The organism is Marinomonas sp. FW-1, assembly GCF_005222245.1.
Taxonomy (GTDB): domain Bacteria; phylum Pseudomonadota; class Gammaproteobacteria; order Pseudomonadales; family Marinomonadaceae; genus Marinomonas; species Marinomonas alcarazii.
The window spans coordinates 3,631,626-3,645,653 of the sequence record NZ_CP025987.1; the positions used below are offsets into that span (position 1 = coordinate 3,631,626).

12 protein-coding genes are annotated in these 14,028 nt (G+C 46.7%); 2 read left to right on the forward strand and 10 right to left on the reverse strand.

What is annotated here, in order from left to right:
• Nucleotides 1-152: 152 nt before the first annotated feature.
• Nucleotides 153-1,097, forward strand: coding sequence for a LysR family transcriptional regulator (locus tag C1X04_RS16890; protein WP_137170553.1), 945 nt, complete (start codon nt 153-155; stop codon nt 1,095-1,097).
• Between the two features lie 143 nt (nt 1,098-1,240).
• Here C1X04_RS16890 and C1X04_RS16895 read toward each other — a convergent pair whose 3' ends face one another.
• From C1X04_RS16895 to chvE, 8 genes are all read right to left on the reverse strand, one after another.
• Nucleotides 1,241-2,749, reverse strand: coding sequence for an aldehyde dehydrogenase (NADP(+)) (locus tag C1X04_RS16895; protein WP_110576837.1), 1,509 nt, complete (start codon nt 2,747-2,749; stop codon nt 1,241-1,243).
• A gap of 23 nt (nt 2,750-2,772) precedes the next feature.
• Complete coding sequence (gene araD / locus C1X04_RS16900) at nt 2,773-4,533, reverse strand: L-arabinonate dehydratase (protein WP_110576838.1); 1,761 nt, start codon at nt 4,531-4,533, stop codon at nt 2,773-2,775.
• On the reverse strand, nt 4,530-5,297 hold the full coding sequence (locus C1X04_RS16905) for an SDR family NAD(P)-dependent oxidoreductase (RefSeq protein ID WP_110576839.1): 768 nt from the start codon (nt 5,295-5,297) through the stop codon (nt 4,530-4,532). Before C1X04_RS16905 ends, araD begins: the two co-directional genes overlap by 4 nt.
• Nucleotides 5,294-6,262 carry an AraD1 family protein gene (gene araD1, locus C1X04_RS16910; RefSeq protein WP_110576840.1) on the reverse strand — a complete coding sequence of 323 codons (969 nt, stop codon included), beginning with the start codon at nt 6,260-6,262 and terminating at the stop codon, nt 5,294-5,296. Before araD1 ends, C1X04_RS16905 begins: the two co-directional genes overlap by 4 nt.
• Nucleotides 6,263-6,286: 24 nt before the next feature.
• Nucleotides 6,287-7,486: a multiple monosaccharide ABC transporter permease gene (gene mmsB / locus C1X04_RS16915; protein ID WP_110576841.1), complete on the reverse strand. Its 1,200-nt coding sequence runs from the start codon at nt 7,484-7,486 to the stop codon at nt 6,287-6,289.
• 13 nt (nt 7,487-7,499) lie between these two features.
• Nucleotides 7,500-7,775: a hypothetical protein gene (locus tag C1X04_RS18815; protein ID WP_302628887.1), complete on the reverse strand. Its 276-nt coding sequence runs from the start codon at nt 7,773-7,775 to the stop codon at nt 7,500-7,502.
• The gene (locus C1X04_RS16920) at nt 7,766-9,037 is read right to left on the reverse strand and encodes an ATP-binding cassette domain-containing protein (RefSeq protein ID WP_302628889.1); all 1,272 of its coding nucleotides are present in this window, start codon (nt 9,035-9,037) and stop codon (nt 7,766-7,768) included. The genes C1X04_RS18815 and C1X04_RS16920 overlap by 10 nt, the downstream gene beginning before the upstream one ends.
• Before the next feature lie 133 nt (nt 9,038-9,170).
• A complete protein-coding gene (gene chvE / locus C1X04_RS16925; protein WP_110576843.1) occupies nt 9,171-10,232 on the reverse strand; it encodes a multiple monosaccharide ABC transporter substrate-binding protein in 1,062 nt (353 codons plus the stop codon).
• Between the two features lie 289 nt (nt 10,233-10,521).
• On the opposite strand from chvE, the gene C1X04_RS16930 reads away from it, so the two are divergent.
• Nucleotides 10,522-12,108, forward strand: coding sequence for a cation:proton antiporter family protein (locus C1X04_RS16930; RefSeq protein WP_110576844.1), 1,587 nt, complete (start codon nt 10,522-10,524; stop codon nt 12,106-12,108).
• Between the two features lie 72 nt (nt 12,109-12,180).
• On the opposite strand, the gene C1X04_RS16935 is transcribed toward C1X04_RS16930, so the two are convergent.
• Together C1X04_RS16935 and C1X04_RS16940 are read right to left on the reverse strand one after the other, a co-directional pair.
• Nucleotides 12,181-12,351, reverse strand: a complete 171-nt coding sequence (locus tag C1X04_RS16935; RefSeq protein WP_110576845.1) for a DUF6435 family protein — start codon at nt 12,349-12,351, stop codon at nt 12,181-12,183.
• A 143-nt stretch (nt 12,352-12,494) separates the two neighbouring features.
• A complete protein-coding gene (locus C1X04_RS16940) occupies nt 12,495-13,916 on the reverse strand; it encodes an FAD-dependent oxidoreductase (RefSeq protein WP_137170554.1) in 1,422 nt (473 codons plus the stop codon).
• Nucleotides 13,917-14,028 lie beyond the last annotated feature (112 nt).

A 14,028-nucleotide genomic window follows, 5' to 3' on the forward strand; every position in this document is an offset into this window, starting at 1 on the left:
CGAATCTTTCAGCGAACAACTTTTCGCCCTCATTTACTGAAATCAAAAACGCTTAAAAAGCCCATTTATTTGGGCTTTTTTGTCAATTTTAGACGCTAATAGCTTCTATTTAGAGTAAGATGTCTCTATTAAAAACAATAATAGAGGTCGATATGGACATAGGTCTGGCCAAGCATTTAAAGCTCAATCAATTGCGTTTAATTTCGGTTATTTCCGAGCATGGTCAACTGGGGATTGCTGCCGATGAAATGGCAATGACACAACCCGCTGCGTCACGCATGTTGAGTGAAATTGAACAAACCATTGGCACACGTTTATTTATTCGTCATGCCAAAGGCATGGAACCTACTTTGGTTGGTCAAGCCGTAGCCCGTCGGGCGCACAACCTTTTAGTTGAGCTGCGCGATCTTGCCCGTGAAGTGGACGAGCTAAAAGAAGGCGGCGGTGGAACAACTGCCATTGGCGCAGTAACTGGCGCGGCGGTAGGTTTTGTTATTCCTGCTATTCAGCAATTGCGCGCGATCGCACCAAAAGCTGAGATCGATATAAACGTCGACACCAGTGATGTTTTGGTGCGCGATTTAGTGGCAGGACACAATGACTTCGTGCTGGCCCGTATTCCCAAACAATACGATGCCAACGAATTTGAAATTTACCCAGCGCGCACAGAATCGGTCAACCTATTGGTTCGTAAAGACCATCCATTGGCTCACTTAGATGTGGTAAGAGTAAAAGACTTGGTTCATTTTGAATGGGTCATGCAATCTCACCGCGCACCGATACGAGAGGCCGTTGAAGCCGCCTTTATGGAAGAACGCGCCGAATTGCCACTAAGTATCACCAACAGCACGTCATTATTGGCATTGATCGCGATTCTTGTTTCATCCAACGCCATTGCGCCTATGGCAAGGGAAGTAAGCGACTTGCTGGTTGGCCATAAAGTAAAAGCGGATTTAAAAACGCTCAAACTAGATCGAAAGATTGTTATGAGTCCTTACTATTTACTGCAAATGCGTGGCCGCCAATTATCGCCTCTTGCCAACCAACTCAAGCGTTTGGTGCTTGCCGAGTTGGAACAAAAACCTGCAAACGCGTAACCCTTCGCTATTACTTGACCAAGAAGCAAAAAAAAGCGAGTCGGCTGCTTTCAAAACCGAACTCGCTCAACAACCCGCCTTGGGCTTACTTTCAATACAAACCGACCTATCAAAGTCGATTAATAAGATCTAACGCCAAAGCATTAATCTACCAAGTCTTTTGGTAGTAAAGCTTTTGGAATATTTTGGTAACAAACCGGACGCAAGAAACGACGAATCGACAAGGTGCCGACTGAGGTTGCACCGAAGTTTGTCGATGCCGGATACGGCCCGCCATGCACCATGGTATCGTTCACTTCAACACCCGTTGGGAAACCATTCGCCAACAATCGCCCTGCTTTACGCTCCAACACAGGCAACAGTTTCTGACACGCGGCATGATCGCCTTCGTCAAGATGAATGGTACACGTCAACTGACCTTCCAAATGACGAGCTAATTCGACCATTTGCTCAACACTGTCCGCCAACACAACCAAACCAAGAGGACCAAAGACTTCTTGGTGCAGTGTTGGATGATCTAACCATGTTTGACCCGTTACCGTGAACAAGTTTGGCAATGCCGTTCGATCCGTTGTGTCTGCGCTACGAACCACCGACTCAATGCCTGTTTTCTCAATCGCCGCCACACCAGAACGGTACGCATCAGCAATGCCATCCGTCAGCATAGTTTGCGCAGAGATTTCAGAGAGTGCTGCACTCGCTGCGGCTATCATGGCTTTTGAGTCGGCATTGTCTAACATCACCGCAATCCCTGGGTTAGTACAAAACTGACCAGCGCCCATAGTCAATGAACCTGCCCAACCTTTACCTAATTCCTCAGCACGATTTTTTACCGCTTCTGGCATGACAAACATTGGGTTTACAGAACCCAACTCACCAAAGAAAGGAATCGGCTCTGGACGCGCCGCACACAAATCAAACAAAGCACGACCACCCGCCAAACTGCCAGTAAAACCAACCGCTTTGATTAACGGATGCTGTACTAACGCTTGTCCAACTTGACGGTTACCGCCTTGGATCAAGGAGAAAACGCCCGCTGGCATCTTGCAACGTTTCATCGCCGCTTCAACCGCTTGCGCGACAAGTTCACCTGTTCCTGGGTGAGCAGAATGCCCTTTGACCACTACTGGGCAACCCGCCGCCAAGGCCGCCGCCGTATCACCACCTGCCGTTGAAAACGCCAATGGAAAGTTAGAGGCCCCAAACACAGCCACAGGCCCGATTGGACGTTGTACCATGTACATATCAGGACGTGGCAACGGTGCGCGATCAGGCAAGGCTTCATCAAAACGACGATCCAAGTATTCACCAGACAAAATACGCTCAGCGAATAAACGTAACTGGCCTGTGGTTCGGCCACGCTCACCTTGCAAACGTGCCGCAGGCAAACCTGTCTCTTGCACGCCAATTTCTGTAATTTGATCGCCTAACACATCAATTTCATCAGCGATCGCATTCAAAAAAGCCGCACGCTCTTCACGAGAAGAATAACCAAATTCTTCAAACGCCGCTTCGGCGGCTTCTACTGCGGCATCCACATCAGATACGCGACCAACGGCAAATTCATGAGAAGGTCCTGTAGCAGGCGTTGAAGAAAATGTTGCGTCGCCCTTTACCCATTTACCGGCAATAAAATGCTGTCCCGTTAACATACTCACTCCTCTCTGCTTTTTAATTAATGGCTATCTTTTGGTACCGCAGCGCCTCGACATCCTTTTAGGAAATCAAAATCGGCACCGGTATCGGCACCCTGTACGTGGTCATGGAATAATTTGATGTAACCACTTTTTGGCGGTTCCAAATGACTTTTCCAGTTCGCTAAACGTGTTGCCATTTCTTCATCAGAAATATCTACATGCAAGCGACGGTTTTCCACGTCTAATTCAATCATGTCGCCATTTTGAATCACGGCTAATGGCCCACCAGCGGCGGCTTCTGGCGTAGTATGCAGAACCACAGTGCCATACGCCGTTCCCGACATACGAGCATCTGAAATACGCACCATGTCTTTAATGCCCTTGCGCAATACTTTTGGCGGCAAGCCCATGTTGCCAACCTCTGCCATACCTGGGTAACCTTTCGGCCCACAGTTTTTTAGCACCATGACGCAGTTTTCATCGATATCCAACGCCTCGTCATTGATCTTGGCTTTGTAATCGTCAATGTCTTCAAACACCACAGCACGGCCGCGGTGCTGCAACAAATGCGCTGACGCAGCAGACGGTTTCAATACCGCACCTTGTGGTGCAAGGTTGCCTTTCAATACAACGATGCCACCTTTTTGTGTCAGTGCTTTTTCAACAGGCAAAATAACGTCAGGGTTCCAGTTGCGAACCTCTTTCACTTCTTCCCAAATAGATTCACCAGACACGGTAAGAGCGTCTTTATGAAGCTTACCTGCTTCTGCCAAATGCTTGATGACTACAGGCAAGCCGCCTGCGTAGAAGAACTCTTCCATCAAGTATTTGCCGGACGGCATTAGGTTAACAATAGTGGCAATTTCTTGGCCTAACTTATCCCAGTCATCTAGGCTTAGATCTACGCCAACACGACCAGCAATGGCCAACAAGTGAATGACCGCATTGGTGGAGCCACCTATCGCGCCGTTGACACGAATCGCGTTTTCGAACGCTTGGCGAGTCAAAATATCAGACGGTTTCAAATCGTCTTTAACCATATCGACGATGCGACGGCCAGTAAGATGCGCCATGACTCGACGACGGCTGTCTACCGCAGGAATGGCGGCGTTACCCGATAACGCCATCCCCAAGGCTTCGGCCATCGATGCCATAGTGCTGGCTGTTCCCATGGTGTTACAACCACCCGCAGAACGAGACATAGATTGCTCAGCTTCAAGGAAATCTTCTTGGGTCATCTTGCCCGCTTTGATGTCTTCCGACATTTGCCACAACGCCGTACCAGAACCTACACGCTCGCCTCTGAAGTAGCCATTCAACATCGGGCCACCAGACACAACAATCGCTGGAATATCGACACTGCATGCGCCCATAAGAAGCGCTGGGGTCGTTTTGTCACAACCCGCCAATAAGACAACACCATCAAGCGGATTAGCACGCAAAGCTTCTTCCACATCCATCGCCGCCATGTTGCGATACATCATAGCGGTTGGACGCAGTGAACTTTCACCCACAGAGAACACAGGAAACTCCAGTGGCAAGCCTCCCGCTTCATAAATACCGTGTTTTACTCGATCAGCAAGGTCGCGAAGATGGGCGTTACAAGGGGTAAGTTGCGACCAAGTATTACAAATACCAATGACTGGGCGACCATCAAATAAATCCGCTGGTAAGCCTTGGTTTTTCATCCAGCTGCGGTGATAAATGTGATCACGTGAAGTACCGCCAAACCATTCCGTTGAACGTAATTTGCGGGGCCATGCTTTTGGTACGAACTTATTTTGCTTAGAATCACTCATACCCAACCTCCATCAACAATAAAGTTTTGCGCCGAGCACATGGCTGCCGCATCAGACCCTAAAAACAACGCCATATTGGCGATGTGCTCAGGAAGCACCTTGCCAGCTAGGCATTGGCTTTGTTTAATCTTTTCTTCTGCCGCATCATCAACCCACATGCGCAGCTGTTTTTCTGTCATCACCCAACCAGGAACTAGGGTATTTACTCGAATGCCAGCGCCACCTAAGTCACGGGCAAGAGAGCGCGTTAAGCCATGCGTAGCGGCTTTGCTTGTCCCATAAGTTGGGTAACCCGCTGTCGGCATCATCCAACCCACAGAACCAAAATTGATAATCGAACCACCGCCCAGTTTGCGCATCATCGGCGCAACAGCTTGCGCTGCGAACATGGCATGCTTGATGTTCACACCCACTAATTCATCAAAACGCTCTTCCGTCAGTGACTCCAAAGAATGGCGCACATCGTTGGCTGCGTTATTCATCAACACTGAAATCGGGCCAAACGCTTCTGCGGCCGCGCGGATTTTACGTTGATAGTCTTGGATATCTGTGATGTCACAGACCTCAAAACGCACTTCATAACCTTCTTTATTCAGACGTTTAGCAAGCGCAGAGCCCGCTTTTTCATCCAAATCTACGAAGGCCGTTTTTGCGCCTTGCTTGGCATACGCTTCAACAATCGCGGCACCAATACCTGTCGCGCCGCCGGAAATGAAGACGGAACGATCTTTTAAATCTGGATAAACGGCCATTGGCTTTTTCATAGCACATCTACCTCGGTCGATAACTCTGCTTCTTTCGCCAAGGCATTGCGTAATGGCAAACCAAAAGTTGGTGATGAGATTTCAAACACATCGCCTTCTTGAGCCTGAACACCATCCGCAAACGATAAGGTCGCTGTGCCAAACATATGCACATGCAGATCCCCAGGCTGGCGGAAAATAGAGTATTTGAAATGATGGTGCTCTAAGTTTTTAAAGGTGTGTGACATATTGTCTTCACCGGATAAAAAGCCTTTTTCCCATAGGGTTTTCTCACCACGCTCGATACGTGAATGGCCGTCAATGTGCATTGGCAATTCGCCCACTAGCAATTCAGGACCAAATGACGCTGGACGCAATTTTGAATGAGCCAAGTACAAATAGTTCTGGCGCTCTGTTACGTGATCTGAGAATTCATTCGCCAAGGTGTAACCTAGACGATGCACTTTGCCATCATCACCCACTAGGTAGAAGCCCGCGATTTCTGGCTCTTCACCGCCATCTAATGCAAAAGATGGTGAAGGCAGAGCATCACCCGGTGCAACCACGCCAGCACCATTGCCTTTGTAAAACCATTCTGGCTGAACGCCTTCTTCACCGTCTTTCGGCTTACCGCCTTCAACACCCATTTGGAAGATCTTCATAGAATCGGTTAATTCTTCGCTTTTCGCATGCATAGCATTACGTGTCGAAGCAGAACCTAAATGCGTCAATCCTGTTCCAGTCAAGTACATGTGTGCTGGATCTGGATGGCGCACAGGGCAATCTAGCTGGTTATTTTTCGCCAACTCAGACAAATCCACAGATTCGCCTAAACCATGTTTTTCGATAATAGACTTCAGCGGCACGCCACTTTTAACGGCTTCTTTTGCGAGTTCATAAACACTCGATGCATGAAGTACAAGGTGTGCTTCATTGCCTTCGCGACACACCACACCACCTTGTTTAATTTGAGATAAAAACAACATAAATTACTCCTTTAACCCGCGTTCTTAGCGCGCTTTTTGTTTGTTGTAGACGTCGAAGATAACCGCAGCGAGCAATACCAAGCCCTTAATCACCTGCTGCCAATCAATCCCTATACCCAATATCGACATCCCGTTATTCATTACGCCCATGATAAAGGCACCAATCACCGCACCGATGACTTTACCCACACCACCCGTCATGGAAGCACCACCGATAAAGACAGCGGCGATAACATCTAGCTCCATGGCGAAACCGGCTTTTGGTGTCGCTGTATTCAAACGAGCCGCAAAAATCAAACCAGCCAGTGCGGCTAACATGCCCATGTTGGCAAACGTCAAAAACGTTAAACGCTCTGTATTAATACCCGAAAGCTTGGCGGCTTTGACATTGCCACCCAAAGCATAGATACGACGGCCAATTGTGGTGCTGTTGGTTAAGAAGGTATAAACCGCGATCAATACAGCCATTGTCATTAGAACGTTTGGCAAACCACGGTAAGTACTTAATAGGTAAGATAAATAAATGATAGCGATGGCAACCAAAGCATTTTTTACGATAAAGAAAGAGAAAGGCTCATCTTGAATACCGTATTTCAATGCTCTAGATCGGCTACGTGCTGCCAAAAACACAATGGCACTCGCAGCCAACACGCCTAAAACCAGCGCGGTGACATTAGGACGCCCCACACCAAAAACATCAGGGATAAATCCCGTACTTAATAGCTGAAAGCTTTTCGGAAATGGCCCAACAGACTGGCCTTCAAGTAACGCCAACGTCAAACCACGGAACACCAACATGCCCGCCAGGGTCACGATGAAGGCGGGGATTTTCCAATAGGCAATCCAATAGCCTTGCAAGCCACCAATGATCAAGCCAACTACCAAACACACAGGCACAACAAGAATGGTTGGCAAATCATAGTTAACAGACATCACGGCCGCCAATGCGCCAATGAAACCTGCTACCGAGCCAACCGATAAATCGATATGACCCGCAACGATAACCAGCAACATGCCAATGGCCATGATGATTATGTAGCTGTTTTGTAAGAATAAATTGGTTAAGTTAACCGGACGCATCAGAGTGCCATCAGTCAAAAACTGAAACATGCCCATGATCACAACCAGTGCGATCAACATACCGTAATCACGCATATGTGATTTCAAGTAGCTGGTAACAGAAGGTGCCGATTGGACCACTGTAGAGGTTTCTTTTGTTGTCATTATTATTGCTCCGTTACGCTTTCACTATCATTGACATGATTTTTTCTTGGCTCGCATTCGCTTTGTCTAACTCACCAACAAAGCGGCCTTCGTTCATCACGTAAATACGATCACACATGCCCAGCAACTCCGGCATCTCTGAAGAAATCATCACCACACCTTTGCCATCATCGGCAAGTTCATTGATGATGCTGTAAATCTCAAACTTGGCACCCACGTCAATACCGCGAGTTGGCTCGTCTAGAATCAGTACGTCAGGCTGTGAGTACAGCCATTTACTTAACACCACTTTTTGTTGATTCCCCCAGATAAGTTCATCACTTTCTGGAATACGCTTGGGGTACGAATATTGAGTGCTTTGCGATAGTCTTCCGACACTTGGCGCTCGATGTTTTCATCAATCACACCGCTCGACGACACTCGATCTAAGTTGGCTAACGTGGTATTGGTTTGAATGGTTTCTTCAAGAATCAAGCCCAGTTCTTTACGGTCTTCCGTTACGTACGCCAAACCACTTTTTATCGCTTTAGGTACCGTGGACAAATCGGCGATTTCGCCACGTAAACGCACTTCACCTTGGATATTTTTGCCGTAACTTTGTCCGAATAGGCTCATCGCTAATTCTGTGCGACCTGACCCCATCAACCCGGCAATGCCAACAATTTCTCCAGCGTGCACATTGAAAGCGATGTCATGGATTATTTGACGATCGACGGCTTCAGGATGCCAAACATTCCAGTTGCTAACTTCCATTAAGGTTTTGCCTAAGTGACCTTCTTTGGTCGGGTTCTTTCTTACTGGGTAACGGTGTGCCATATCACGGCCAACCATATCGCGAATAATGTCTTCTTCACTGATGCTTTGCGCACGACAATCTAGCGTGGAGACTGAAGCACCATCACGGATTACTGTGATGCTGTCTGCTACACGGCTGATTTCGTTTAATTTGTGGGTAATCAGGATGGAGGAAATACCCTGAGCTTTAAATTCCAGCAATAGGTCAAGCAACTTGGCACTGTCGTTCTCTTGCAGCGCTGCTGTTGGCTCATCCAAAATCAATAATTTCACATCTTTGGCAAGGGCTTTGGCAATCTCAACAAGCTGTTGTTTGCCCACACCTAACTGACCAACCAAAGTGGAAGGCGATTCTTTTAGTCCGACTTTTTCTAATAAACCGAGTGTACGAGAATAGGTTTTTGGCCAGTCTATAACGCCAGCCTCGACATTCTCATTACCTAAAAAAAGATTTTCAGCGATGGATAAGAGCGGCACTAATGCTAGCTCTTGGTGAATAATGATGATGCCTTTTTCTTCGCTGTCCGGTATGCCGGAAAACGCGACGGTTTCATCATTAAAAAGGATATCACCTTCATAACTTCCGTGTGGATAAACCCCACTCAACACTTTCATGAGAGTTGATTTACCTGCGCCATTTTCACCCACTAAAGCGTGAATCTCGCCATCACGAACTTTCAGGTTCACCGAGTCGAGGGCTTTTACTCCAGGAAATGTCTTGGTAATGCTGCGCATTTCCAAAATAATATTTTCCATAAAACATCCCATTAGCAGGTGCGCCATTACCGCATTGATTCACGGTCAATAGCGCACTTGCTGCTTTATTATTGTTGAGTTAGGACAAATAAAAAGTTCTTATAGAGTATTGATAAGCACAGTAATCGTGCGCTTATTCGATCTGAGACTTCGTATAGTAGCCACTGCCCAATAGCACATCTTGCCAGTTGGATTTGTCTACTGTTACAGGCTCAAGCAAATAGCTAGGAACGACCTTGATACCATTATCATAGGTTTTGGTATCATTAATTTGAGGCTTAGCATCATTCAATACTGCTTGCACCATACCAACAGTCACATTGGCTAATTCACGAGTGTCTTTGAAAACAGTGGAGTATTGCTCGCCTGCGATGATGGATTTGACTGAAGGCACTTCCGCGTCTTGACCTGTCACAATCGGCATTTTTAGATTGCCAGAACCGTAACCTACGCCTTTAAGAGAGGACAAAATACCAATAGAAATACCGTCATAGGGTGACAATACGCCATCTACACGTTTGGTTGTGTAATGAGCTGATAGCAAATTATCCATACGCGCTTGAGCAGTCGCACCGTCCCAGCGCAATGTACCTACTGTGTCCATGCCCATTTGGCCTGACACAATATTCACTTTACCGGAGTCAATCATTGGCTGAAGCACTGACATGGCACCGTTGTAGAAGAAATAAGCATTGTTATCATCAGGAGAGCCACCGAACAATTCAACGTTGTAAGGACCCTTACCACGTTTTTCCATGCCGCTCACCAAAGACTTGGCTTGCAACACGCCTACTTTGAAGTTATCGAATGTCGCGTAGTAACTAACATAAGGACTGTTTTTGATCAGGCGGTCGTAAGAAATAACCTTAATGCCAGCCGCATCAGCATTTTCCAATGCGTTAGATAAAGTCGTACCATCGATCGCAGCAATGACAAGAACATCAACGCCTTTTACGATCATATTTTCAATTTGAGAAAGTTGGTTCGGGATCTCATCTTCTGCGTATTGCAGATCGACTTTATAACCCGCATCTTCGAAGAGTTTCACCATGGAATCACCATCAGTGATCCAACGCGCGGACGACTTGGTTGGCATCGCAATACCAACATAACCCTCAGCAGCCAAGACACTAGCGGAACTCAATGCAGTGGCACCCAGTACTAAACCAGCAATGGCATTTTTTAGATAGTTCATTAGCTTCTCCTGTTACAGTCAAGGCAAGCACCATAAGGAACACGCTTCAGTGACCGTATATTTTTTATGATTATTTTTTCGAGCCAATCAGGTCTTGAAAAACCTATCATTCAGAGTAGGCAAAATGAACATACCAATCAAATAGAATAAATGTTTGTCTTTATATCATTTTTGATATGTTAATTAATTCGGCGGGAACGGGTATTTTTCTATATTACGTGCTGCGCGGCTTGGTCAAATTCCGTATGATAAAACTTCCCTTTACCACTCTGAATATCAGAAGGAATCTATGGAATTCATTTGGATCTTATTCGCATTTGCCTGTGGACTGGCCGTCAAGTTAATCAACTTACCACCACTAATTGGTTTTTTGTTGGCAGGGTTTCTCCTTAATTACGCAGGGTTAGAGCCAAGTAATACTCTGGATTCTCTTGCCAATATAGGCATTACACTCATGTTGTTTAGCATCGGCTTGAAGCTGCATGTTAAGGACCTCCTAAAGCGCGAAGTCTGGGCATCAACACTAAGTCATATGGGCATAAGCACCATAATATTTGCTGGTATTGCCTTACTACTTGGCACATTGAGCTTACCGTATTTCGGTCTATTAGATTTTAAAACCGCTGCCTTGCTTGGTTTTGCTCTTAGTTTTTCCAGCACCGTTTGTGTGATGAAACTGCTGGAAGAAAGTAGCGAGCTAAAAACTCGTCACGGACAATTATCCCTTGGCATTTTGGTTATGCAGGACATAGTGGCGGTTATTTTCCTTGTCGCAGCCACAGGCAAAATACCATCCATCTGGGCATTGGCTCTGTTTGGACTGTTACTCGTCCGCCCAGTCATCAATAAGATTGTCGATAAGGCGGGTCACGGGGAGATGCTACCTCTAACAGGACTCTTTCTTGCCCTAGGTGGCTATGAACTGTTTTATTTGGTTGGCGTGAAAGGCGATTTAGGGGCGCTGATCTTCGGCATCTTATTAGCGTCACACCCAAAAGCCGCAGAAATGAACAAATCACTGATGAATTTTAAAGACTTATTTTTGATCGGTTTTTTCTTATCCATTGGCTTTACGGCATTACCTACACTAAGCATGGTCGGCATAAGCCTGATCATTACCTTAGTTATTTTGGCCAAATTCGCACTCTTCTTCTTGTTGCTAACCAAGATGAAACTACGCGGCCGAACGTCCTTCCTGTCGTCGATGATTCTGTCTAACTACAGCGAATTTGGTCTTATTGTTGTTGCTCTAAGTGTGGCAAACGGCTGGTTAGAAAAAGAATGGCTGGTTGTTTTGGCTCTAGCCGTGTCTTTCTCTTTCGTCATCACCAGCGTGCTTTACCGTAACGTTCACCGTATGTACCGCAAAAACAAAGATTTCATTCGTCGTTTTGAAAGCACAGACTGTTTACCTGAAGACCGCTTCGTACAGCCGGTTAATAGCGACATTCTGGTGGTAGGTTTAGGTCGAGTTGGACGCGGTGCATTCGAGTCGTTGAAAGGGTTTGTGGGCGATACTGTTGCCGGTATGGATGCCGATCGTAATCGTATAAACCAAATGCAAGCCGACCAAGAAAACGTCTTCTACGGTGACGGTGAAGACGCTGACTTATGGGAGCGTTTAGACACCTCCCGAATTGATTTGGTCTTGCTGGCTCTGCCTGCCGCAGAAGACACCACCAATGTCGCCATACAACTGCGTAAAGCCAATTACACAGGACAAATCGCCGCGATTGCCCGTTACCAAGATGAAAGAGAAATCCTCATCAACAGCGGCATAGACAACGTCTTCAACTTCTACACCGAAGCGGGTACAGGTTTCGCAGAAGAAAGCTTGGCGCTGATTCGCCCTATGGACAACGCCACACCGTCTTAATGGTTTAATAAGGCCATCTAATCAAACTAAAAACGCGGCACCATTCTGGTTCCGCGTTTTTTATCACTCGACCTATGCAGACTTAGCTTCGTCTATCTTGGCTTTCAAAGACTCTGCCTTCTCTGTCAGTTCTGAATAAAGTCGGATGTCGCCGCTGCGTTGGGCTTGCATGGCTTTTTCTAATAACTCGCCATATTCTTTGTCGAGTTTTTTAATCGGGTCGGACTTAAGAAAAGAAAACATAATTAGCCTGTTGTTGTGAATGGATAAGGTTGATACGGCACGGACTGGGATTTAGATCGTTTTCCATTCCAAATCACCAAAACAAAAGCGCCAATCAGATTGCTCTGATTGGCGCTTTGACTCACAACTCGACAAGGTCGCGTTTACACGTCTAGGAAATCCATAATCCCTTCCGCCGCCTTACGACCTTCATCAATGGCCGTTACCACAAGATCAGAACCACGCACCATGTCGCCACCAGCGAAGATCTTCTCGTTGGTTGTCTGGAACATGTACTTGCCTTTCTTAGGCGCAATAACACGTCCACGAGCGTCTGTTTCAATACCAAATTTCTCGAACCAGGGCGCAGGGCTTGCTTGGAAACCAAAGGCGATCAATACCGTATCAGCAGGAATGATTTGCTCACTGCCTTCAACAATCTCCGCTGTACGGCGACCGTTTTCGTCTGGCTCGCCCATTTGCGTTTCGACCACCTTGATGCCTTCTACTTTGCCATCACCAATGATTTCAACTGGTTGACGGTTGAAAAGGAACTGTACGCCCTCTTCTTTGGCATTCTGCACTTCTTTACGAGAGCCTGGCATGTTTTCTTGGTCTCGACGGTAGGCACACGTCACGCTTTTCGCACCTTGGCGAATTGCGGTACGGTTACAGTCCATCGCAGTATCACCACCGCCCAAGACAACCACTTGTTTGCCTTTTAAGTTCACGTAGTCAGCTTCGTCTTCTTCGAAGTCTAGGCAATGGTTGACGTTAGAAATCAGGTAATCCAAGGCATCGTGAACGCCTGGAAGGTCTTCACCAGGGAAGCCGCCTTTCATGTATTTGTAAGTACCCATGCCTAAAAACACGGCATCGTACTCTTCCAATACATGTTCAAATGGCACATCGTCACCAACCGAAGTACCAAGAACAAACTCCACGCCCATTTCTTCAAAAATTTCACGACGACGTGTCATGACGCTTTTTTCCAGTTTGAATTCTGGAATACCAAAGGTTAGCAAGCCGCCGATTTCTGGGTACTTATCAAATACCACAGGCTTGATGCCATTGCGCACTAGGATGTCTGCACAAGCTAGACCAGCAGGGCCTGCACCAACGATAGCAACGGTTTTGTTTACCGGTACGACGTTAGACATATCTGGGCGCCAGCCTAAAGCAAACGCTGTGTCTGTAATGTATTTCTCAACAGAACCAATGGTTACCGCACCGAAACCACCTTCACCAAGGGTACAAGCACCTTCACAAAGACGATCTTGTGGGCAAACACGGCCACACACTTCTGGTAAAGAGTTGGTTTGGTGGCTCAACTCAGCCGCTTCCAAAATGCTACCTTCGCTCACTAGCTTAAGCCAGTTTGGAATGTAGTTATGTACTGGGCATTTCCACTCACAATAAGGGTTGCCACATTCTAGACAGCGGTGTGCTTGATCTTTCGCACCGGCTTCTTCAAAGGGTTTATAAATTTCGACGAACTGCCCTTTACGTGTAATTAAAGGCTTTTTCTTAGGATCCTTTCGATCCACTTCGACGAATTGAAATGCGTTATTCAAGCGCTCAGACATAAGCTGCTATCTCCTCGGCCGCCTGTAAACAAGCGGCGCTTCTCTCAAATGGGTCAGACTGATTCGTTCACAGGGCTTGATCTAAACTCAATCAAACCAAGCCCCATAACAG